General features: G+C 71.7%; 17 protein-coding genes. 10 read left to right on the top strand and 7 right to left on the bottom strand.

From position 1 onward, the window contains the following. Positions 1-208: 208 nt before the first annotated feature. Together ACQCO7_RS24520 and ACQCO7_RS24515 are read right to left on the bottom strand one after the other, a co-directional pair. On the bottom strand, positions 209-1,033 hold the full coding sequence (locus ACQCO7_RS24520) for a sugar phosphate isomerase/epimerase family protein (protein WP_464073845.1): 825 nt from the start codon (positions 1,031-1,033) through the stop codon (positions 209-211). A 583-nt stretch (positions 1,034-1,616) separates the two neighbouring features. Further along, entirely contained in the window at positions 1,617-2,549 is a 933-nt protein-coding gene (locus ACQCO7_RS24515; RefSeq protein WP_464073844.1) for a Ppx/GppA family phosphatase, read from the bottom strand. A 206-nt stretch (positions 2,550-2,755) separates the two neighbouring features. Between ACQCO7_RS24515 and ACQCO7_RS24510 the strand changes: the two genes are divergently transcribed. Then, positions 2,756-3,511, top strand: a complete 756-nt coding sequence (locus ACQCO7_RS24510; protein ID WP_464077284.1) for a DUF3109 family protein — start codon at positions 2,756-2,758, stop codon at positions 3,509-3,511. 201 nt (positions 3,512-3,712) lie between these two features. Here ACQCO7_RS24510 and ACQCO7_RS24505 read toward each other — a convergent pair whose 3' ends face one another. Then, positions 3,713-5,380 (bottom strand): BACON domain-containing protein, encoded by a 1,668-nt coding sequence (locus tag ACQCO7_RS24505; RefSeq protein WP_464073843.1) that lies wholly within the window; start codon positions 5,378-5,380, stop codon positions 3,713-3,715. Between the two features lie 200 nt (positions 5,381-5,580). Between ACQCO7_RS24505 and radA the strand changes: the two genes are divergently transcribed. Together radA and disA are read left to right on the top strand one after the other, a co-directional pair. Beyond that, complete coding sequence (radA, locus tag ACQCO7_RS24500; protein WP_464073842.1) at positions 5,581-6,990, top strand: DNA repair protein RadA; 1,410 nt, start codon at positions 5,581-5,583, stop codon at positions 6,988-6,990. 79 nt (positions 6,991-7,069) lie between these two features. Next, positions 7,070-8,194: a DNA integrity scanning diadenylate cyclase DisA gene (gene disA / locus ACQCO7_RS24495; protein WP_464073841.1), complete on the top strand. Its 1,125-nt coding sequence runs from the start codon at positions 7,070-7,072 to the stop codon at positions 8,192-8,194. Between the two features lie 111 nt (positions 8,195-8,305). Here disA and ACQCO7_RS24490 read toward each other — a convergent pair whose 3' ends face one another. Then, positions 8,306-9,130: a hypothetical protein gene (locus tag ACQCO7_RS24490; protein WP_464073840.1), complete on the bottom strand. Its 825-nt coding sequence runs from the start codon at positions 9,128-9,130 to the stop codon at positions 8,306-8,308. Positions 9,131-9,379: 249 nt separating this feature from the next. Between ACQCO7_RS24490 and ACQCO7_RS24485 the strand changes: the two genes are divergently transcribed. The 5 genes from ACQCO7_RS24485 to cseC all read left to right on the top strand — a co-directional run bounded on the left by ACQCO7_RS24485 (position 9,380) and on the right by cseC (position 14,201). Then, entirely contained in the window at positions 9,380-10,354 is a 975-nt protein-coding gene (locus tag ACQCO7_RS24485) for an HhH-GPD family protein (protein ID WP_464073839.1), read from the top strand. 313 nt (positions 10,355-10,667) lie between these two features. Then, a complete protein-coding gene (locus ACQCO7_RS24480) occupies positions 10,668-11,210 on the top strand; it encodes a SigE family RNA polymerase sigma factor (protein WP_464073838.1) in 543 nt (180 codons plus the stop codon). Further along, positions 11,195-11,845 carry a hypothetical protein gene (locus ACQCO7_RS24475; protein WP_464073837.1) on the top strand — a complete coding sequence of 217 codons (651 nt, stop codon included), beginning with the start codon at positions 11,195-11,197 and terminating at the stop codon, positions 11,843-11,845. Before ACQCO7_RS24480 ends, ACQCO7_RS24475 begins: the two co-directional genes overlap by 16 nt. A 300-nt stretch (positions 11,846-12,145) precedes the next feature. Further along, positions 12,146-12,847: a two-component system response regulator CseB gene (gene cseB / locus ACQCO7_RS24470; protein ID WP_010351480.1), complete on the top strand. Its 702-nt coding sequence runs from the start codon at positions 12,146-12,148 to the stop codon at positions 12,845-12,847. A 19-nt stretch (positions 12,848-12,866) separates the two neighbouring features. Further along, on the top strand, positions 12,867-14,201 hold the full coding sequence (cseC, locus tag ACQCO7_RS24465) for a two-component system sensor histidine kinase CseC (RefSeq protein WP_464073836.1): 1,335 nt from the start codon (positions 12,867-12,869) through the stop codon (positions 14,199-14,201). Between the two features lie 260 nt (positions 14,202-14,461). On the opposite strand, the gene ACQCO7_RS24460 is transcribed toward cseC, so the two are convergent. Beyond that, a complete protein-coding gene (locus tag ACQCO7_RS24460) occupies positions 14,462-16,099 on the bottom strand; it encodes an MDR family MFS transporter (RefSeq protein WP_464073835.1) in 1,638 nt (545 codons plus the stop codon). Positions 16,100-16,265: 166 nt separating this feature from the next. Between ACQCO7_RS24460 and ACQCO7_RS24455 the strand changes: the two genes are divergently transcribed. Beyond that, complete coding sequence (locus tag ACQCO7_RS24455; RefSeq protein ID WP_464073834.1) at positions 16,266-16,859, top strand: TetR/AcrR family transcriptional regulator; 594 nt, start codon at positions 16,266-16,268, stop codon at positions 16,857-16,859. A 78-nt stretch (positions 16,860-16,937) separates the two neighbouring features. Here ACQCO7_RS24455 and ACQCO7_RS24450 read toward each other — a convergent pair whose 3' ends face one another. Next, entirely contained in the window at positions 16,938-17,483 is a 546-nt protein-coding gene (locus tag ACQCO7_RS24450) for a M23 family metallopeptidase (RefSeq protein WP_464073833.1), read from the bottom strand. A 408-nt stretch (positions 17,484-17,891) separates the two neighbouring features. On the opposite strand from ACQCO7_RS24450, the gene ACQCO7_RS24445 reads away from it, so the two are divergent. After that, complete coding sequence (locus ACQCO7_RS24445) at positions 17,892-18,521, top strand: HAD family acid phosphatase (protein ID WP_464073832.1); 630 nt, start codon at positions 17,892-17,894, stop codon at positions 18,519-18,521. 184 nt (positions 18,522-18,705) lie between these two features. Here ACQCO7_RS24445 and ACQCO7_RS24440 read toward each other — a convergent pair whose 3' ends face one another. Further along, positions 18,706-21,234: an ATP-dependent Clp protease ATP-binding subunit gene (locus ACQCO7_RS24440; RefSeq protein ID WP_464073831.1), complete on the bottom strand. Its 2,529-nt coding sequence runs from the start codon at positions 21,232-21,234 to the stop codon at positions 18,706-18,708. Positions 21,235-21,356 lie beyond the last annotated feature (122 nt).

Here is a 21,356-nt window from a genome sequence, read left to right as displayed (position 1 = left end):
TCCGTGGGGGCCGTCCGGACGGGACGCGCCGCTCGATCCGCCTGGTCCGGGGCCGGCTCGCCTCGCTTCGCTCGGGCGCTCCGGCCGGTCCCCGCGACGTCCGGGTCCGGAGCAGAGCGCTCGGCCCGGTCCTCCCCCGCGGCCCGTTCTCCCCGCCCGGCCGGTTCCGTCGGCCGCTTCGGGGGCGGTGGGGCGGGTGTGCCGTCGGTCATCTGCGGGGGACCTTCAGCGCCGAGGCGAGGTGGAGGCGGGTGAAGGCGAGGGCCTCCGCCAGATCGGCCTCGCGTTCCGCGGCGGACATCGCGCGGCGCGTGTTGACCTCGATGACGACGTGGCCGTCGAAGCCCGTGAGGGCCAGGCGCTCCAGGAGTTCCGCGCAGGGCTGGGTGCCGCGGCCCGGGACCAGGTGCTCGTCCTTGTTGGAGCCGAGGCCGTCGGCGAGGTGGACGTGCCCGAGGCGGTCGCCCATCCGGTCGACCATGTCCATCGCCTCGGTACGGGACGTCGCCGCGTGGCTGAGGTCGATCGTGAAGTGCCGGTAGTCGTCCTTGGTGACGTCCCAGTCGGGCGCGTACGCGAGCATCTCGCGGTCCCGGTAGCGCCAGGGGTACATGTTCTCGACGGCGAACCGGACGTCCGTCTCGTCGGCCATCCGCCAGATCCCCTGGACGAAGTCCCGCGCGTACTGGCGCTGCCAGCGGAACGGCGGGTGCACGACGACCGTGTCCGCCCCGAGCTTCTCGGCCGCCGCGCGTGCGCGCTGGAGCTTGGTCCAGGGGTCGGTCGACCAGACCCGCTGCGTGATCAGCAGACAGGGCGCGTGGACGGCGAGGATCGGCATCCGGTGGTAGTCACTGAGCCGCCTGAGCGCCTCGATGTCCTGGCTCACGGGGTCGTTCCACACCATCACCTCGACCCCGTCGTACCCGAGGCGCGCGGCGATCTCGAAGGCCGTCGCCGTCGACTCCGGATACACCGAGGCCGTGGACAGAGCGACCTTCGCATCCGGGATGCGCACCACTGGTTCTGCCACGAGGGACAGCGTACGGGGCCGTGCAGGGCGCCGGAGCCGGGTGCCCGGGGTCCCCCGGCGAGGCCCCGCGGCCCGCGCACGCGCACGCGCAGGCCGCTCCCGACGCCCGGACGGCGTCCGAACAGGGCCAGAGGCACCGGACGCCCGAACCGGCACACGCGCGGAACACCAACCCGGGGTGACCGAGCCGGACAGGGCAGGGTGGCGCACTTCACGCGCCACGCGCCAGCCCTCCGCGCCTCACCCCCACTGCACGCGCCTCGCGCCACGCGTACGCGCACCGGAAGCACAGCCGAAGAGGGCGACCCCGCCGACCCCACACGTCCACGCGCGCCGGGGTCACAGTTCCCGCGAGGGCAGGCAGTACCTCGTACCAGGGCGCCCGCGCACACGGGAGACAGCACCGTCGCTGAACTACCCCCAGCGCGGCTTCAGGAGGGCACCCGAGCACGCGGGAGACAGCAGCCCCGCACCGTCCTGCGGCTCGTCCCCGAGGCAGGGCACCCGCGCACGCGAGAGACAGCAGACCGGCCCCGGCCGACTTCCCCCGCGCCAGGGGCCGCAACCCTCTCCGTACGCCCCCTCACACCGCCGGCATGTGGTCCAGCCGCCGCAGGATGACCCCTTCGCGCAGCGCCCAGGGGCAGATCTCCAGGGTCTCGACGCCGAAGAGGTCCATGACGCCCTCCGCGACGAGAGCGCCGGCGAGGAGCTGGCCGGCACGGCCCTCGGAGACGCCGGGGAGTTCGGCGCGCTGGGCGACGGTCATGCCGGCGAGCCGGGGCACCCACGCTTCGAGGGACTCGCGCTTGAGCTCGCGCTGGGCGTAGAGGCCGTCGGTGGAGCGCGCGGCGCCGGCGATGCGGGCGAGCTGCTTGAACGTCTTGGACGTCGCGACGACGTGGTCGGGGGCGCCGAAGCGGCTGAACTCACCGACCGTACGGGCGATCTGCGCGCGCGCATGGCGCCGTAGGGCCCTTATGTGCTCCGCTCCCGGCGGGTCGCCCGGCAGCCAGCCGGCGGTGAGGCGGCCCGCGCCGAGCGGGAGGGAGACGGCCGCGTCGGGCTCCTCGTCGATGCCGTAGGCGATCTCCAGAGAGCCGCCGCCGATGTCGAGGACGAGCAGCTTGCCGGCGGACCAGCCGAACCAGCGGCGGGCCGCGAGGAAGGTCAGCCGGGCCTCCTCCGCGCCGGTCAGGACCTGGAGTTCGACGCCGGTCTCCTCGTGCACGCGCGCGAGGACGTCGTCCGCGTTGCTGGCCTCGCGCACGGCGGACGTGGCGAACGGCAGGAGGTCCTCGACGCCCTTGTCCTCGGCGGCCTGGAGCGCGTCCTGGACGACGCCGACGAGCCTGTCGACGCCGTCGGGGCCGATCGCCCCGTCCGCGTCGAGGAGTTGGGCGAGGCGCAGCTCCGCCTTGTGCGAGTGCGCGGGCAGCGGGCGCGCGCCCGGGTGTGCGTCCACCACCAGCAGATGCACCGTGTTCGATCCCACGTCGAGGACACCGAGTCTCATGTAAAGAACGCTACTGCCAGTGGCTCCGTCCTCCGTCCCTCCGTCTGTGCCGTGAGACGGCCGCGGCGACTTACCCTGGTCCCGTGCCAAAGACGAAAAAGGCGAAGAGCGAGAACCGGGAAAAGCCGGAGAAGTCACCCAAGGGCGACAAGGCGGGCGCGTCGTCGGGGAGTTCTTCGCCGGCGAAGTCATCGAAGAAGCAGGCTCTGGAGAGCGACGAGAAGGGGCTCGACTTCGCGCGCGCGTGGGTCGAGTTCCCGGATCCCGCGGACGACGAGCAGGTCTTCCGCTGCGACCTGACCTGGCTGACCTCCCGCTGGACCTGCGTCTTCGGCAGCGGCTGCCAGGGCATCCAGGCGGGCCGCGCGGACGACGGCTGCTGCACACTGGGCGCCCACTTCTCCGACGCCGAGGACGAGAAGCGCGTCGCCGGGTATGTGGCGCGGCTCACTCCCGAGATCTGGCAGCACCACGCCGAGGGGCAGAGCGGCGGCTGGGTCTCCAAGGACGACGAGGGCTCCCGCCAGACGCGCCCCTACAACGGCTCCTGCATCTTCCAGAACCGTCCCGGCTTCGCGGGCGGCGCTGGGTGCTCGCTGCACATCCTGGCGCTCCAGGAGGGCCGTGAGCCCCTGGAGACCAAGCCGGACGTCTGCTGGCAGCTGCCCGTGCGCCGGACGTACGACTGGATCGACCGTCCCGACGACACGCGGATCCTCCAGGTCTCCATCGGCGAGTACGACCGCCGCGGCTGGGGTCCCGGCGGCCACGACCTCCACTGGTGGTGCACCTCCGCGACGTCCGCGCACGGCGCGGGAGACCCCGTCTACGTCACGTACCGCCCCGAACTGACGGAACTGATGGGCAAGGCCGGCTACGACCGTCTCGTCGAACTCTGCGAGGCCCGCCTGGCCTCCCAGCTCCCCCTGGTGGCCCCCCACCCCGCGGACCCGACCTCCTGACCACTCGCCCACCGGTCCCCCTCTCCCCCGCGCGCATACGCCTCCTTGCGAATTCCCGCACCACAGCACCCCACACCCGAGCCCGGCCCACATTTACGTCAAACCGGGCGCAGGGGGGCGGACACGCGCGCGGGGGCGGGCGTCGGGGGCATCGCGCGTACGCGCGGGGAGGCCGGCGGGCGGGTGAGCCCCTGCCGACCCCTACGAAGCCGCCGGCGTCGGCTCCCCGCCGCCCTCCGACGGTGACGGGCTCCCGGGGTCGGCGGACGACTCGCTCGGGGACGGTTCGGGAGAGTTCGTCGGCGGCGTGCTCGGAGTGGCCGAGGGGGACGGTGAGGCGGTCGGTGTCGGGGACGGGCCGGACGACGGGGGCGGCGTGCCGGGGGTGCTCGGGACGGGGCCGTACCCGGTGATCGAGACGATCGCGCCCGCCGGAGCGATCGCCACGCGCGCGTGCCAGGCGCCGGAGGGCTCGCGGAGGGGGTCGACGTAGATCTTGACGGTGATCGACTCACCGGGGTCGAGGGTCCCGGAGGACTTGCTGAGGTACAGCCACGCGGAACCGGTCGTGGCGGACCACCGCACCGGCCCCCCGTCGCGCGCGGCGGTCAGCGTGACGAGGGTCGTGTCGCCGCTCCCGGCGGCGGTGACGGTGAGCCGCGCGGCCCCCTTCGCGCCCGCCCCCGCGACGCTGATGACCTCGACGGACACGTCGGGCCGCCCCCCGTCCGCACGATCCGCGCCGGACCGCGCGCCCGTGTTGCCCGCGCTCTGGTAGTCGCCCCCCGCCTCACCCCCGAGCGCGCCGGGCCGCTGTGCCTCGCTCGCGCGCGGGACGCTGCCTTCGGCGCCCTCTCCGAGGGGCTCGCCGCGATAGGCGGCCCACAGGGCGAGCACCGGCGCGGCGACGACGGTGGCCACGACGGTCGTCGTCACCGCACGCGCGCGCAGCCGGTCGCGCCGGGCGGCACGGTCCTTGGGGTCCATGGGGAACCCGCGCCGGTCGTACCGGGGCGCGGCGGCGCCTCGCGCGCGCGGGACGTGCGTCATCGCGACGTACAGCGCCGCGCGGGGCGCCTCCAGGACGGGCAGTTCGGCGGGCGTCACCGCCGCGCCGGGCCAGCGCCCGGGGACGGCGCGCTCGGCGGCCCGCCGACAGCGCGGGCAGTCGTCGACGTGCCGGACGAGTTCGCGCCGCAGGGCCGCGCTGAGCACCAGGTGGTGGCCGTCGGCGAGGCGGGCGACGCCGGGGCAGCCGCCGGTCTCGACGACGGCGAGCGCCGCGCGCGTGCGCTCGACCTCGCAGGCGGCGGAGGAGAGCAGCTCGCGCGTGGCGGCGGGCTCCTTGCCGAGGACGGCGGCGACCTCGGGCGCGCTGAGCCGGTGCCGTACGGCGAGTTCGAGCGCCTCGCGCTGCTCCGGGCTGGTGCCGGCGGCCTCCGGCCAGGCGAGCAGGGCGAGTTCGCGGCGCCGCTGCTCCCGGACGGCGTCGTCGGCGTGGTCGGCGTCGTCGGGCGCGGGCGCCTCGGTCCGCTCCCCGGAGGCATGACGTTTCTGCTTGGCCTGCGTCAGCCGCCGCAGGCACGACCAGCGCGCGAGCGCGTACAGCCAGGCCCGCAGCTCGCCGCCCTCGTCCGGCATCCGGTGCCCGCGCCGCTCGGCGAAGGCCAGCGCGTCCCCGAGGGTGGCGACGGCCGCGTCGTGGTCGCACAGGACGGCCAGGCAGTACGTGAACAGGCCGTCGAGATACGGCTCGTAGCGCGCGGGCGGGCGCTCGGCCAGCGTGCGCGCCGCCTCACGGTCACGCGCCTCCCGTCGCTCCCGGTGCGCGCCGGTCGTACGGGGCGAGGTCTCCGGACTCGTGCTCATCACCCGTGCGACCGTAGGCGCCTCGCGACGCCCCGATCCCGAACCTTGAGCCCTTTTAATCCATACGGGTGAAACGATCCCTCAATAGGGGACAGCGGGCGCTCTCCCGTGGCCGTTTCCCGGGGTGACGCGATCGGTTCGCGCCCTCGGTTGTCCACAGGCCGGCCGCGCTGTCGGTGCCGGAGGTTACCGTTCCTCCCATGGCTGCCCGTACGAAGACCACCAAGGACCGTCCCTCCTACCGCTGCACTGAATGCGGCTGGCAGACGGCCAAGTGGCTCGGCCGGTGCCCGGAGTGCCAGGCGTGGGGGACGGTCGAGGAGTACGGCGCGCCGGCGGTGCGCACGACGGCGCCGGGCCGGGTGACGTCCTCCGCGCTGCCGATCGGCCAGGTGGACGGCAGGCAGGCGACGGCGCGGACGACGGGCGTGCCGGAACTGGACCGGGTGCTGGGCGGCGGTCTGGTCCCCGGCGCGGTGGTGCTCCTCGCGGGCGAGCCGGGCGTGGGCAAGTCGACGCTGCTGCTGGACGTCGCGGCGAAGGCGGCGAGCGACGAGCACCGCACGCTGTACGTGACGGGCGAGGAGTCGGCGAGCCAGGTGCGCCTGCGCGCGGACCGCATCGGCGCGCTGGCCGACGACCTGTACCTGGCGGCGGAGACGGACCTGGCGGCGGTCCTGGGCCATCTGGACGCGGTGAAGCCGTCGCTGCTGATCCTGGACTCGGTCCAGACGATCGCCTCCCCGGAGATCGACGGCGCCCCGGGCGGCATGGCGCAGGTGCGCGAGGTGGCCAGCGCCCTGATCCGCGCCTCGAAGGAGCGCGGCATGTCGACGCTCCTGGTGGGCCATGTCACGAAGGACGGCGCGATCGCGGGCCCGCGCCTGCTGGAGCACCTGGTGGACGTGGTCCTGTCCTTCGAGGGCGACCGGCACGCGCGCCTGCGCCTGGTGCGGGGCGTCAAGAACCGCTACGGCGCGACGGACGAGGTCGGCTGCTTCGAACTGCACGACGAGGGGATCACCGGCCTCGCGGACCCCAGCGGCCTGTTCCTGACCCGCCGCGCCGAGCCGGTGCCGGGCACGTGCCTGACGGTCACGCTGGAGGGCCGCCGCCCGCTGGTCGCGGAGGTGCAGGCGCTGACCGTGGACACGCAGATCCCCACCCCGCGCCGGACGACATCGGGCCTGGAGACGTCGCGGGTGTCGATGATGCTGGCGGTCCTGGAGCAGCGCGGCCGGATCAGCGCGCTGGGCAAGCGGGACATCTACTCGGCGACGGTGGGCGGCGTACGCCTGTCGGAGCCGGCCGCGGACCTGGCGATCGCCCTCGCGCTGGCGTCGGCCGCGAGCGACACCCCGCTGCCGAAGAACCTGGTGGCGATCGGCGAGGTGGGCCTGGCGGGCGAGGTGCGCCGGGTGACCGGCGTGCAGCGCAGGCTCTCGGAGGCGCACCGCCTGGGCTTCACGCACGCGCTGGTGCCGGGCGACCCGGGGAAGGTCCCGGCCGGGATGAAGGTCCTGGAAGTCGCCGACATAGGGGACGCCCTGCGCGTGCTCCCGCGCTCGCGTCGCCGACAGGCCCCCCAGAGCGAGGAGGACCGCCGGTAGACTTTGCCCTGGTCTCGCCCGTCCGTACGAACCATGTGCGCAGGCGGGAGCACCCAGATCCTGTGACCGGAGGAGTGCAGTGGCAGCCAATGACCGGGCGGCGGCTCCCGGAAAGTCCGGTGGGAACGCCGGTTCCGATGGCCTGATGCGCGCCTCGCTGAGCGCGGTCGCTCCCGGCACGGCCCTGCGGGACGGCCTGGAGCGCATCCTGCGCGGCAATACGGGCGGCCTGATCGTGCTGGGCTCCGACAGGACGGTCGAGGCGATGTGCACCGGCGGGTTCGTGCTGGACGTCGAGTTCTCGGCGACCCGGCTGCGCGAGCTGTGCAAGCTGGACGGCGGGATCGTCGTCTCCTCGGACCTGTCGAAGATCCTGCGCGCGGGCGTGCAGCTGGTCCCGGACCCGACGATCCCCACCGAGGAGACGGGCACCCGGCACCGCACCGCCGACCGCGTCTCCAAGCAGGTGGGTTTCCCGGTCGTGTCGGTCTCCCAGTCGATGCGCCTGATCGCCCTGTACGTGGACGGCCAGCGGCGGGTCCTGGAGGACTCGGCGGCGATCCTGTCGCGCGCGAACCAGGCGCTGGCGACCCTGGAGCGCTACAAGCTGCGCCTGGACGAGGTCGCGGGGACACTGTCGGCGCTGGAGATCGAGGACCTGGTGACGGTCCGGGACGTGTCGGCGGTAGCCCAGCGCCTGGAGATGGTCCGCCGGATCGCGACGGAGATCGCCGAGTACGTCGTCGAACTGGGCACGGACGGCCGCCTGCTGGCCCTCCAGCTCGACGAGCTGATCGCGGGCGTGGAGCCGGAGCGCGAGCTGGTGGTGCGGGACTACGTCCCGGAGCCGACCGCGAAACGTTCCCGTACGGTCGACGAGGCGCTGTCCGAGCTGGACGCGCTGACCCACGCGGAGCTGCTCGAAATGTCCACCGTCGCCCGCGCGCTGGGCTACACGGCCTCCCCGGAGGCGCTCGACTCTGCGGTCTCCCCGCGCGGTTTCCGGCTGCTGGCGAAGGTGCCCCGGCTGCCGGGCGCGATCATCGACCGGCTGGTGGAGCACTTCGGCGGCCTCCAGAAGCTGCTGGCGGCGAGTGTGGACGACCTCCAGGCCGTCGACGGCGTGGGCGAGGCCCGCGCGCGCAGCGTCCGCGAGGGGCTGTCCCGGCTGGCGGAGTCGTCGATCCTGGAGCGCTACGTCTGACGGCGCGTGAGGGGCTCGCGGAGCCCCTCACCGGCGATAAGGGGCGAGCGCCCCGGAAAACGACCCCTGGACGGTCGTACGACGATCCTCGCGCGCGGTGGCGACGAGCCGTCAGTCCGCCTCCAGGACGAACGACGTCTGTGCCTTCGCGAATCCCGGGGCCTTCGCCTCGACGAGGTAGGTGCCGGCGCTCGCGAGGCCGGCGGACGGGGTGGCGCACTCGGGGGCGCTCGGCTTGCGGTCCCACTTCAGGGTGTACGTGAAGGTGGCGCCGGCGGGAACGCGGTACAGGGCGCTGCCGGTGGCCTTGGGGCAGTCGCCGGAGGCCCAGTACGTGTCGTCGCTGCCGGTCTGAGTGATCGTCAGGACGGTGTTCTTCGGGCCGAGGTCGACCTTGCAGTCGCTGCCGGAGCTGTTGCGCGCGGTGAGGCGGAACGTCGGCGTCTGGTCGGGCGAGTAGGTGTTGCTGACGCTGCTGAGGGTCCAGGTGACCACGCTGGCCGTGCAGTTGGGGAGCGTGGTGCCCGCCGGGAGGGCGGTGCCGGCACTGCCGCTGCCGCTGCCGTTGGAGCCGTCGTCGCCCGAGCCGCCGGAGGCGGCGGTGCCCCCGTCGCCGGAGCCGGTGTCCGATCCGGAGCCGCCGCCGTCCGAACCCCCGCCGGAGGCCGACCCGTTGGCGTCGCCGGGCGTCGACTCGTCGCGTCCGCCCGGGTGTTGGCTGATCGCCGGGCCCGAGGCGGATGGCCCCGGGGTGATCGAGGAGGCGGGATTCTTGCCGTTGGACCCCTCGGCGCCGTTCTTCTTGCCGCCGCCGCCCGACAGGACGATCCAGGCGACCAGAAGCGTCAACAGGGCCAGCACGGACAGCAGTACGGCCCTCCGTCGCCAGTAGATGGTGGAGGGAAGCGGCCCGACCGGATTGCGCAGAGATCCCACGGCGCAAACTGTACGAGAGATCGCGGCGTTCGCCGTCCCCACCCGCCGCCTGAACCACAACTTTTCCGGATCATCATCCCGGTCACGCCCGCCGCAACGCCCCCTGGCGCCCTACTCGTTCACAATCGCACCCCTTGCACCTTTGGCCATGGCACGGAGGGCGACGCCCCGCGCGCGTACGCGTGCGCCCCCTCCCCCGGGTGACGGCACGCACGCGTGCACCCCTTCCCATGGCAGGATCGAAGAGCCATGACTGCGCCCACGAAGCCCCCGCACACCGCCCCTTCCGACACCGCCGACAGCCTGCCCCCCAGAGCCCGCGCGCGTGAGGAACAGCCGGTCGAGAGCACCGGAGCCCACCTGCACGCCCCGGTCATCGACTGGTTCGACGAGCACGCCCGCGACCTGCCCTGGCGGCGCCCCGAGGCGGGCGCGTGGGGCGTGATGGTCAGCGAGTTCATGCTCCAGCAGACGCCCGTCAGCCGCGTCCTGCCCGTCTACGAGCAGTGGCTGGCCCGCTGGCCGCGCCCCGCCGACCTGGCCACCGAGGCCCCCGGCGAGGCCGTACGCGCCTGGGGCCGGCTCGGCTACCCGCGCCGCGCCCTGCGTCTGCACGGCGCCGCCGTGGCCATAACGGAACGGCACGGCGGCGACGTCCCCTCCGACCACGCACAGCTCCTCGCGCTGCCCGGCATCGGCGAGTACACGGCCGCGGCGGTCGCCTCCTTCGCGTACGGCCGCCGGCACGCCGTCCTGGACACCAACGTCCGCCGCGTCTTCGCGCGCGCGGTGACCGGCGTGCAGTACCCGCCGAACGCGACGACGGCCGCCGAGCGCAAGCTCGCGCGCGCGATGCTGCCGGACGACGAGCCGACGGCCGCGCGCTGGGCCGCCGCCTCCATGGAACTGGGCGCCCTGGTGTGCACCGCGCGCAACGAGACCTGCCACCGCTGCCCGATCGCCGCGAGCTGCGCCTGGCGCCTCGCGGGCAAGCCGGAGCACGAGGGCCCGCCGCGCAAGGGGCAGACGTACGCCGGGACGGACCGTCAGGTGCGCGGCAAGCTGCTCGCCGTCCTGCGCGAGGCGCACGCGCCCGTGCCGCAGTCCGCGCTCGACCGGGTGTGGCACGAACCGGTGCAGCGCGCGCGGGCGCTCGACGGCCTCGTCTCGGACGGCCTGGTGGAGCCGCTCGCGGGCGGCCTGTACCGCCTGCCGCGCACCTGAACCCCTCGATCTGATTCACGGTCACCTCACAGCCGGAGGCCCCGCGTCACAGCGGATCCTCCGGCTGTGTCACACCCACATCCATCCCAAATCACCACATAGGCGCATCAAAACCCCTGCTTCTTGTATCCGATCCGCCGTCCGTTACACAACCGACGGACAGCCGAGCGCTCGCCGCAGGCTGCTCCGCACAGTGCCGTGACAACAGCTCCGTAGCTTCTTTTCCATGCCCCGGCGAGACGCGGGGGCCACAGACCACAAGCGGGAAACCGGCACGTAAGTCGGCCGGAACGGGGATCGGAGGCGGTTGGACATGGCGCACAGCGAGGTGCTCGGTTTCGAGGAGTACGTCCGCACGCGGCAGGACGCGCTGTTGCGCAGCGCCCGCCGCCTGGTCCCGGACCCCGTGGACGCCCAGGACCTCCTCCAGACGGCGCTGGCGCGCACGTACGGCCGCTGGGAGGGCATCGCGGACAAGCGCCTCGCGGACGCCTACCTGCGCCGGGTCATGATCAACACCCGCACGGAATGGTGGCGGGCGCGCAAGCTGGAGGAGGTGCCCACCGAGCAGCTCCCGGACGCCTCGGTCGAGGACGCCACCAAACAGCACGCGGACCGCGCCCTGTTGATGGACGCGATGAAGGTGCTGGCACCGAAGCAGCGCAGTGTCGTGGTCCTGCGACACTGGGAGCAGATGTCCACCGAAGAGACGGCCGCCGCCCTCGGGATGTCGGCCGGGACGGTCAAAAGCACGCTGCACCGGGCGCTCGCCCGGCTCCGTGAGGAGCTGGAGGCGCGCGATCTGGACGCACGCGCGCTGGAGCGTGAGGAGCGGGAGCGTTGCGCGGCGGCCTGACCGAGCCGGAACCACCTGCGGTCCACGGGACCTTCCAGGCGGCGATCACGGGCGTGTCCGTGCTCGCCGTCCTCGCCCTGTGCGCCTCCGCCTGCGGGACCGGTGGCACCGGCGCGCGCGACGAGGGCCCGGCCCACGCCGAGGCGGTCGTCGGGGCGACGCCCACGCCGGGCGGCTACTCCGACCCGAAGGACATCGACGCGGTCAGCCTCGTCAAGGACGACCCCGCGGTCTCCACCGAGGTCAAGCGCGAGCTGAAGCCGTGCGTCGCCGACCAGTACCCGGTCGACGTGGAGTACGGCAACCTGACCGGCGGCGCCGCGACCGACATCGTGGTCAACGTCCTCACCTGCACGGACGCGGTCGGGGTCGGCTCGTACGTCTACCACGAGAAGGACGGCCGCTACCAGAACGTCTTCAAGGCCGAGGAGCCGCCCGTCTACGCCGAGATAGACCGCGGCTACCTCGTCGTGACGAAGCAGGTGTACGCCAAGGACGACCCGGTCTCCAACCCGTCCGGGGAGACCGTGATCACGTACGCGTGGAACGCGAGCGAGTTCGCGAAGAAATACAGCACGCACACGGAGTACGGGAACACGGGGACGGAGGCCACGCCTGCCCCGGGTGGGGGTTGAGGCGGTGCCACCGGGCCCGTCGGCGGGGCCGCCCGATGGCCGATCGGCCAGGGCGCAACCGCCGACCGGCCATGCTTCCCGGACTTTCGGCGTCTTGACGGCGCGTCGCTGACCTGCGGAAATCAAAGTCGGCGAAAAAATCTCCGGTGGTGAGAACCGATCGGGGTGCTCGGAACGATGTACGAGTGAAAGCGCCGGTGAACGGACCGGGCCGGCGGAGCGTCCCCTTGGTGGGAGGCCCCGCGCCGAGCACGGTACGTACCGACAAGAGACCCCCACGAGGACTGTGAGAGCACCCGGATGGCAGACCAGACACACGTGCTGTTCGTCGAGGACGACGACGTCATCCGCGAGGCCACCCAGCTCGCCCTGGAGCGGGACGGCTTCGCGGTCACCGCCATGCCCGACGGCCTGTCGGGCCTCGACGCGTTCCGGGCCGACCGCCCCGACATCGCCCTGCTGGACGTGATGGTGCCCGGCCTGGACGGCGTGAGCCTGTGCCGGCGCATCCGCGACGAGTCGACCGTGCCGGTGATCATGCTCTCCGCGCGCGCCGACTCCATCGACGTCGTCCTCGGCCTGGAGGCCGGCGCGGACGACTACGTGACCAAACCCTTCGACGGCGCCGTCCTGGTCGCCCGCATCCGCGCCGTCCTGCGCCGCTTCGGCCACGCGGGTGGAGGCGACCGCGCCGAGTCCGACGCCCCGGCCGCCGGGGGCGTGCTGACCTTCGGCGACCTGGAGATCGACACGGAGGGCATGGAGGTCAGAAAGGCGGGCGTCCCCGTCGCGCTCACGCCGACGGAGATGCGCCTGCTCCTGGAGTTCTCCTCCGCGCCAGGGACGGTCCTGTCGCGCGACAAGCTCCTGGAGCGCGTCTGGGACTACGGCTGGGGCGGGGACACCAGAGTCGTGGACGTCCACGTCCAGCGGCTGCGGACCAAGATCGGCCAGGACCGCATCGAGACGGTCCGCGGCTTCGGCTACAAGCTGAAGGCCTGAGCGGGGCGGGGGTGCGGGGATGATCCGGAAGCAGGTGTCGGCGCTCTGGGAGCGCGCGGACATCCGTACGGGCCTTCGGTGGAAACTGAGCGCGGCGATCGCCCTGGTGGGCGCGTTGATCGCGATCGTGCTGAGCCTGGTCGTGCACAACGCGGCGCGCGTGTCGATGCTGGACAACGCGCGCGACCTGGCCGACGAGCGGGTCCAGATCGCCCAGCGCAACTACGAGGTGTCGGGCCGCCCGAACTTCCCCGGCGTCAAGATCAACGACCGGGACCTGCCGCCGGAGCTGCAAGGCAAGGTGCTGGAAGGGCGCCGGGCGACGTTCGTCTCCGACCGCAGGGGCGGGGGGCCGGACATCTGGGCGGCCGTGCCGGTGAAGGACGGCAAGGTGCTCTCCCTGCACACGGGGTTCACCGACCGCAGCACCGACATCCTCAACGACCTCGACCAGGCCCTGATCATCGGCTCGATAGCGGTCGTCCTCGGCGGCAGCGCGCTCGGTGTGCTGATCGGCGGCCAGTTGTCGCGGCGGCTGCGCAAGGCCGCCGCCGCCGCGAACCAGGTGGCCAAGGGCGAGTCGGAGGTCCGGGTGCGGGACGCGATCGGCGGAGTCGTCCGGGACGAGACCGACGACCTCGCGAGCGCGGTGGACGCCATGGCGGACGCGCTCCAGCAGCGGCTGGAGGCCGAGCGCCGGGTGACCGCGGACATCGCGCACGAGCTGCGGACGCCGGTGACGGGGCTGCTGACGGCCGCCGAGCTCCTGCCGCCCGGGCGGCCCACGGAGCTGGTCCTGGACCGTGCGAAGGCGATGCGGACACTGGTCGAGGACGTGCTGGAGGTGGCCCGCCTCGACGGCGCCTCCGAGCGGGCCGAGCTTCAGGACATCATGCTGGGCGAGTTCGTCACCCGGCGGGTGGCCGCGAAGGACCCCGCGGTGCGGGTCAGAGTGGTGCACGAGTCGGAGGTCACGACCGACCCCCGGCGCCTGGAGCGCGTCCTGCTCAACCTCCTGACGAACGCCGCGCGGCACGGCAAGCCGCCCATCGAGGTCACCGTCGAGGGCCGGGTCATCCGCGTCCGCGACCACGGCCCCGGCTTCCCCGAGGCGCTCCTCGCCGACGGTCCGAGCCGCTTCCGCACCGGCAGCACCGACCGCTCCGTCCAGGGCCACGGCCTCGGCCTCACGATCGCCGCGGGCCAGTCCCGCGTCCTGGGCGCCCGCCTCACCTTCCGCAACGTCCGCCCCCCGGCCGCTCCCGACCACATCCCCGCCGAGGGCGCGGTAGCCGTCCTCTGGCTCCCGGAACACGCCCCGACGAACACGGGCAGCTACCCGATGCTGCCGTGACACCACCGGGCGCCGGCGTCAGGGCACGGGGCGATACACCCAGGGCGCGTCGGACGTGATCACGGGCGCCGCACAGAACACCTGCCACCCGCACCCCCCGACCCCAGCCCCAGCCCCAGCCCCAGCCCCAGCCCCACCAACGCGAAAGGCCCCCCGGCGGCGGACACCAACCGGAAGGCCCTCGTTCAGAACCGCGTCACACCGCGAACGGCTTCACAGAGCGACCCGCCCCACGCCGACCCGCGTCAGACCACCCCGCGTCACACCGGCTCCACCACCGGAGCCGCAGGCTTCACCGGCCCGTCCTCCGATGCCGGCCCCCCGGCCCCCCGCAGCGGAACCTCCTTCACGAAGACCGCCGCGACCAGCGCGATCACGGCGATCACGGCGCCGAGAAGGAAGGCGGAGTGGCTGCCGGAGGAGACGGCGTACTGGTACGCCTCCCGAGCAGCGGCCGGCAGCTTCGCGAGGCTCGCCGCATCCAGCTGGGCGGACGACTCGGTGACCTTGGACCCCAGCGCACCCGCGCGCTCGGCCATGACGTCCTGGACCCGGTTGTTGAACAGCGCGCCCATGATGGCGACGCCGAACGACGAACCCAGCGTCCGGAACAGAGTCGCGGAGGACGACGCGACGCCCATGTCCTTCATCTCGACGCTGTTCTGCGCGACCAGCATCGTGATCTGCATGAGGCACCCCATGCCGAGCCCGACGACGGCCATGAAGACCCCGGACATGAGCCGCGAGGTCCCGGTGTCCATGGTCGACAGCAGGTACAGCCCGACGATCATCAGCACGCTGCCCGCGACGGGGAAGACCTTGTAGCGCCCGGTGCTGGTGGTGATCCGCCCGGCGACCATGGAGGTGACGAGCATCGCGCCGAGCATCGGCAGGAGCAGCAGTCCGGAGTTGGTCGCGGACGCGCCCTGCACGGACTGCTGGTACAGCGGCAGGAAGAGCGTCGCGCCGAACATCACGAACCCGGTGACGAACCCGATGACGGACATCAGCGTGAAGTTCAGGCTGCGGAAGATGTGCAGCGGCAGGATCGGCTCGGCCGCCTTCTTCTGCCAGAACACGAACCCGACGAGCGAGGCGACGCCGATCGCGATCAGCTCCATGATCCGCGCGGACGTCCACGCGTACTCCGTACCGCCCCAGGTCGTGACCAGCACGGTGGATGTGATGCCGACGGTCAGCAGCGCGGCGCCGAGGTAGTCGATCCGTGCCTGCGACCGCTTGCGCGGCAGGTGGAGCACGACGCTGATGAGGCCCAGCGCGACGACGCCGAGCGGCAGGTTGATGTAGAAGGCCCAGCGCCAGCCCCAGTGGTCGGTGATCGTGCCGCCGACGAGGGGCCCGCCGATCATGGCGAGCGCCATGACGCCGGCCATCATGCCCTGGTACTTGCCGCGCTCGCGGGGCGGCACGAGGTCGCCGATGATCGCCATCACGCCGACCATCAGACCGCCGGCGCCGAGACCCTGAACGGCCCGGAAGGCGATCAGCTGGCCCATGTCCTGCGCCATGCCGCTGAGCGCGGAGCCGATCAGGAAGATGACGATGGAGGTCATGAAGGTGGCCTTGCGGCCGTACATGTCACCGAGCTTGCCCCAGATCGGGGTGGAGGCCGCGGTCGCGAGGGTGTACGCGGTGACCACCCACGAGAGGTGTTCGAGGCCGCCCAGGTCGCCGACGATCGTCGGCATCGCCGTACCCACGATCATGTTGTCCAGCATCGCGAGCATCATCGTGATCATGAGCGCGAGCAGGACGACCCGTACGCTTCTCGGCTGCTTGTCCTGTGGTGCCGCCGGCACCGAGGCTGCGGCGGCCGACCCCGCCGCCCGTTGTACTGCGTCCCCGGTCACCGGTTTGACGCTCTGTGTGTCCGCCATTGGTTCCCACTCCCCCCGGCTGGCCACTTACTTGCCGCCCGGCTAGTTCGATACACTGGGGAAGGTAGACCCGTAACTAGCCGGTCGTCAAGTAAGTTTTCTCCCAAGGCAACCATCCGGCCAGGGTGACCACCCGGGTTCTCACGCAAGCGCGAGGAGTTGGACAATGGGCGCCACCATGGACGGCACCAAGCAGCAGCGGCGCGGCAACACGCGCCAGCGCATCCAGGACATCGCGCTCGAACTCTTCGCCGAGCAGGGGTACGAGAAGACGTCGCTCCGCGAGATCGCCGAGCGCCTCGACGTCACCAAAGCGGCCCTGTACTACCACTTCAAGACGAAGGAAGAGATCCTCGTCAGCATCTTCGACGATCTGACGAAGCCGATCCAGGAGCTGATCGAATGGGGCGCGCAGCAGCCGCACACCCTGGAGACCAAGCGGGAGATCGTCCGGCGCTACAGCCGCCACCTCGCCGACGCCGCCCCTCTGTTCCGCTTCATGCAGGAGAACCAGGCGACGGTCCGCGAGCTCCAGATCGGCGACTCCTTCAAGGACCGCATGCGGGGTCTGCGCGACATCATCACCGACCCCGACGCACCCCTGACCGAACAGGTCCGCTGCGTCAGCGCGATCTTCACACTGCACGCCGGGATGTTCCTGCTCCAGGACTTCGAGGGCGAGCCGGAGGAGAAGCGCGCGGCGGTGCTGGAGGTCGCGGTGGACCTGGTGACCCAGGCACACGAGAACGCGAAGCGCTGAGGGCGGGCGCGGGGCGCTGAAATCGCGCCCCGGATCAGCTCCGCCCCCTCAGATCAACGCCCGTCCGAGGTCAACGCCTCAGACCGTCACACCCTTCGTACGCAGGAACGCCACCGGGTCCACCGCCGAGCCGTAGTTCGCCGTCGTACGGATCTCGAAGTGCAGGTGCGGCCCGGTCGAGTTCCCGGTGCTGCCGGACAGTCCGATCCGCTGGCCGGTGGAGACGGTCTGCCCCACCTTCACGTCGACCCGCGACAGGTGCGCGTACTGCGAGTACACCCCGCTGGAGTGCCTGATCACGATCGCGTTGCCGTACGCGGACCCGTCCCCGGCGCCGCCGGGCCCCGCCTTGACGACCGTACCGCCGTGCGCGGCGACGACGGCCGTGCCGGTCGGCACCGCGAAGTCCTGCCCGCTGTGCTTGGCGGACCACAGGCTGCCGGACTGCGCGTAGCTCGCGGAGAGGGTGTACGACTTCACCGGGTCGACCCAGGTCGCGGACGCGGCGGACGCCGTCCCCGCACTCCCCAGCACGGCCGCGGCGCCGACTGCGGTGGCGCCGACGGCCACGCGGGTGCGGAGCGGGGACGTGCGGAGGGAGCGGAGGAGAGCGCGCGGGGACATCGAGTACCTCGTGAGGTCGGGGACAGAAAAGCCACCCGCCGTACGGACCCGGCCGGGTGGACCCTCCCTTGGTAACCCGCGCCCCCTCGGACCCCCAAACGGGTGACCTACGACAGAAGCTAGTACGTCACCACAAAAAGCCCTGATCCGGACAGAACCCCCAAGCCCGCCGCACCACTATTCCGCCTAGTACGTGACGCGCGCCCTATGCGGCACATCACCGGCCTCCCACCCCAAGGAACCCCGGGCCAGGGCGAGTTGTGACCCTGGTCACGATGCGCGCACGGGTCTGTGACGCGCCTCTCAGCACCATCTACCGTCCAGTAACCCGCTGGTTCCCCTCAAGCCACTCCCACCCACCATCATGCCCACGACAAGGCAGCGCAAGGACGCGAGAGGACCCCACACATGACCAGAGGCACCTGGACGCGCCGCATCGGCCTGACGGTCGTCGCGGCGACCGCGGTGACGGCCCTCGCCGTCCCGGCCGGCGCCCAGGCCGCTACGGCCACCAGCACCTCCGCCGTCGCCGCCGCAGCAGCGGACGTCGACTACGCGACCTGGCAGGTCGACTGCCAGGCCGTGATGGACCAGGCCCTGCCGTACCTGAAGAACCGTATCGCCGCCGCCGGGTCCGGCGAGAAGCAGGCGATCGTCCTCGACATCGACAACACCACGCTGGAGACCGACTTCGGCTTCAGCTACCCGCAGCCGGCCAACAAGCCCGTCCTGGACGTCGCGAAGTACGCGCAGGAGCACGGCGTCTCCCTGTTCTTCGTCACCGCCCGGCCCGGCATCATCAAGGCGGTCACCGACTACAACCTCAAGCACGTCGGCTACCAGGTCTCCGGCCTGTACGTCCGCGGCTTCCTCGACCTCTTCAAGGACGTCGCCGCGTACAAGACCGCCCAGCGCGCCGACATCGAGAACAAGGGCTACACGATCATCGCGAACATCGGCAACAGCGCCACGGACCTCTCGGGTGGCCACGCCGAGAAGACATTCAAGCTGCCGGACTACGACGGCCAGCTCTCGTAGCACCGCCACGGGCCCGTACGACGGCCAGGTACGACGGGCCACGGACGACAGGGCCGGGCCGGCGCTCACCACGCGAGCCCCGGCCCGGTCGCACCCCCGAAAACACCCTCGGACAGCCGGAAGGGGGCCGGTGCCCGAAAGCACCGGCCCCCTTCCGTACGGCTGATCCGCCGGAGGCTGAGGCTTACGCCTCCTTGCTCAGGTTCGGCCCGCCACCGCCGGCCGCCTGCTCGATCGGCGGGACGTCGGGCAGCGCCGACTTCTCCTCGCCGCGGAAGGTGAAGGTCGCGGTCTCACCCTCGCCCTCGACGTCGACGACCACGATGTGACCGGGGCGCAGCTCGCCGAAGAGGATCTTCTCCGAGAGCGTGTCCTCGATCTCCCGCTGGATGGTCCGGCGCAGCGGCCGGGCGCCCAGGACGGGGTCGTAGCCCTTCTTGGACAGCAGCTCCTTGGACGCCTGGGACAGCTCGATGCCCATGTCGCGGTCCTTGAGGCGCTCGTCCACCTTGCCGACCATGAGGTCGACGATCTGGAGGATGTCGTCCTGCGTGAGCTGCGGGAAGACGACCACGTCGTCGACACGGTTGAGGAACTCGGGACGGAAGTGCTGCTTCAGCTCGTCCGAGACCTTGTTCTTCATGCGCTCGTAGTTGGACTTGGTGTCGCCCGTGGCGGCGAAGCCCAGGTTGAAGCCCTTGGAGATGTCCCGGGTGCCGAGGTTGGTCGTCATGATGATGACCGTGTTCTTGAAGTCCACGACCCGGCCCTGGGAGTCGGTCAGGCGACCGTCCTCCAGGATCTGGAGCAGCGAGTTGAAGATGTCCGGGTGTGCCTTCTCGACCTCGTCGAAGAGGACGACGGAGAACGGCTTGCGGCGCACCTTCTCGGTGAGCTGGCCGCCCTCCTCGTACCCGACGTAGCCGGGGGGCGAGCCGAAGAGCCGCGAGACCGTGTGCTTCTCGCTGAACTCCGACATGTCGAGGGAGATCAGCGCGTCCTCGTCACCGAAGAGGAACTCGGCGAGCGCCTTGGACAGCTCGGTCTTACCGACACCGGACGGACCGGCGAAGATGAACGAACCACCGGGACGCTTCGGGTCCTTCAGACCGGCGCGGGTACGGCGGATCGCCTTGGAGAGCGCCTTGACGGCGTCCTTCTGGCCGATGACCCGCTTGTGGAGCTCGTCCTCCATGCGCAGCAGGCGGGACGACTCCTCCTCGGTGAGCTTGAAGACCGGGATGCCGGTGGCGGTCGCGAGGACCTCGGCGATCAGCTCGCCGTCGACCTCGGCGACGACGTCCATGTCGCCGGCCTTCCACTCCTTCTCCCGCTTGGCCTTCGCGGCGAGGAGCTGCTTCTCCTTGTCGCGCAGGGAGGCGGCCTTCTCGAAGTCCTGCGAGTCGATCGCGGACTCCTTGTCGCGGCGCACGCCCGCGATCTTCTCGTCGAACTCGCGCAGGTCCGGCGGCGCGGTCATCCGGCGGATGCGCATCCGGGAGCCGGCCTCGTCGATCAGGTCGATCGCCTTGTCCGGGAGGAAGCGGTCCGAGATGTACCGGTCGGCCAGGGTCGCGGCCTGGACCAGCGCCTCGTCCGTGATGGAGACGCGGTGGTGGGCCTCGTACCGGTCGCGCAGACCCTTGAGGATCTCGATGGTGTGCGGCAGCGAGGGCTCGGCGACCTGGATGGGCTGGAAGCGACGCTCCAGCGCGGCGTCCTTCTCCAGGTGCTTGCGGTACTCGTCGAGCGTGGTGGCGCCGATGGTCTGGAGCTCACCGCGCGCCAGCATCGGCTTGAGGATCGAGGCGGCGTCGATCGCGCCCTCGGCGGCACCCGCGCCGACGAGCGTGTGCAGCTCGTCGATGAACAGGATGATGTCGCCGCGGGTGCGGATCTCCTTGAGGACCTTCTTCAGGCGCTCCTCGAAGTCACCGCGGTAGCGGGAGCCCGCGACCAGGGCGCCGAGGTCCAGGGTGTAGAGGTGCTTGTCCTTGAGGGTCTCGGGCACCTCGCCCTTGACGATGGCCTGGGCGAGGCCCTCGACGACGGCGGTCTTGCCGACGCCGGGCTCACCGATGAGGACCGGGTTGTTCTTGGTGCGGCGGGACAGCACCTGCATGACCCGCTCGATCTCCTTCTCGCGCCCGATGACCGGGTCGAGCTTGGACTCACGAGCGGCCTGGGTGAGGTTCCGGCCGAACTGGTCGAGGACGAGCGAGGTCGAGGGCGTGCCCTCGGCGGGGCCGCCGGCGGTGGCGGTCTCCTTGCTCTGCTGGTAGCCGGAGAGCAACTGGATGACCTGCTGCCGGACCCGGTTGAGGTCTGCGCCCAGCTTGACGAGGACCTGGGCGGCGACGCCCTCGCCCTCGCGGATCAGGCCGAGCAGGATGTGCTCCGTGCCGATGTAGTTGTGGCCCAGCTGAAGGGCCTCGCGGAGCGACAGCTCCAGGACCTTCTTGGCACGGGGGGTGAAGGGGATGTGCCCGGACGGGGCCTGCTGGCCCTGGCCGATGATCTCCTCCACCTGCTGACGGACCGCCTCAAGCGAAATGCCGAGGCTCTCCAGGGCCTTTGCGGCGACACCCTCACCCTCGTGGATCAGGCCCAGGAGGATGTGCTCGGTGCCGATGTAGTTGTGGTTGAGCATCCGGGCTTCTTCCTGAGCCAGGACGACAACCCGCCGCGCGCGGTCGGTGAACCTCTCGAACATCGTTAATCGCTCCTCAGAGCGGTCAGGCAATGAGGGGACGCTCCCCTCGCTGTCCTTCCGCAGCTTAGTCCCGCAAGCGGGGACCGCTCATTCCAACTGCCGACACCGTCCGGATCACCTCC

This window comes from Streptomyces saintjeani, assembly GCF_055409605.1.
The sequence above is the reverse complement of the archived record's forward strand: the minus strand, read 5'-3'. Positions and strand labels throughout refer to the sequence as shown.

Excerpts from the sequence above, each read along its gene's own strand:
- ACQCO7_RS24480 (WP_464073838.1), top strand. The coding sequence starts at position 10,668 with ATGGCGCACAGCGAGGTGCTCGGTTTCGAGGAGTACGTCCGCACGCGG.
- ACQCO7_RS24505 (WP_464073843.1), bottom strand. The coding sequence starts at position 5,380 with ATGAGCACGAGTCCGGAGACCTCGCCCCGTACGACCGGCGCGCACCGG.
- ACQCO7_RS24485 (WP_464073839.1), top strand. The coding sequence starts at position 9,380 with ATGACTGCGCCCACGAAGCCCCCGCACACCGCCCCTTCCGACACCGCC.
- ACQCO7_RS24460 (WP_464073835.1), bottom strand. The coding sequence starts at position 16,099 with ATGGCGGACACACAGAGCGTCAAACCGGTGACCGGGGACGCAGTACAA.
- ACQCO7_RS24440 (WP_464073831.1), bottom strand. The coding sequence starts at position 21,234 with ATGTTCGAGAGGTTCACCGACCGCGCGCGGCGGGTTGTCGTCCTGGCT.
- radA (WP_464073842.1), top strand. The coding sequence starts at position 5,581 with ATGGCTGCCCGTACGAAGACCACCAAGGACCGTCCCTCCTACCGCTGC.
- ACQCO7_RS24450 (WP_464073833.1), bottom strand. The coding sequence starts at position 17,483 with ATGTCCCCGCGCGCTCTCCTCCGCTCCCTCCGCACGTCCCCGCTCCGC.
- ACQCO7_RS24445 (WP_464073832.1), top strand. The coding sequence starts at position 17,892 with ATGACCAGAGGCACCTGGACGCGCCGCATCGGCCTGACGGTCGTCGCG.
- cseB (WP_010351480.1), top strand. The coding sequence starts at position 12,146 with ATGGCAGACCAGACACACGTGCTGTTCGTCGAGGACGACGACGTCATC.
- ACQCO7_RS24515 (WP_464073844.1), bottom strand. The coding sequence starts at position 2,549 with ATGAGACTCGGTGTCCTCGACGTGGGATCGAACACGGTGCATCTGCTG.
- ACQCO7_RS24455 (WP_464073834.1), top strand. The coding sequence starts at position 16,266 with ATGGGCGCCACCATGGACGGCACCAAGCAGCAGCGGCGCGGCAACACG.
- cseC (WP_464073836.1), top strand. The coding sequence starts at position 12,867 with ATGATCCGGAAGCAGGTGTCGGCGCTCTGGGAGCGCGCGGACATCCGT.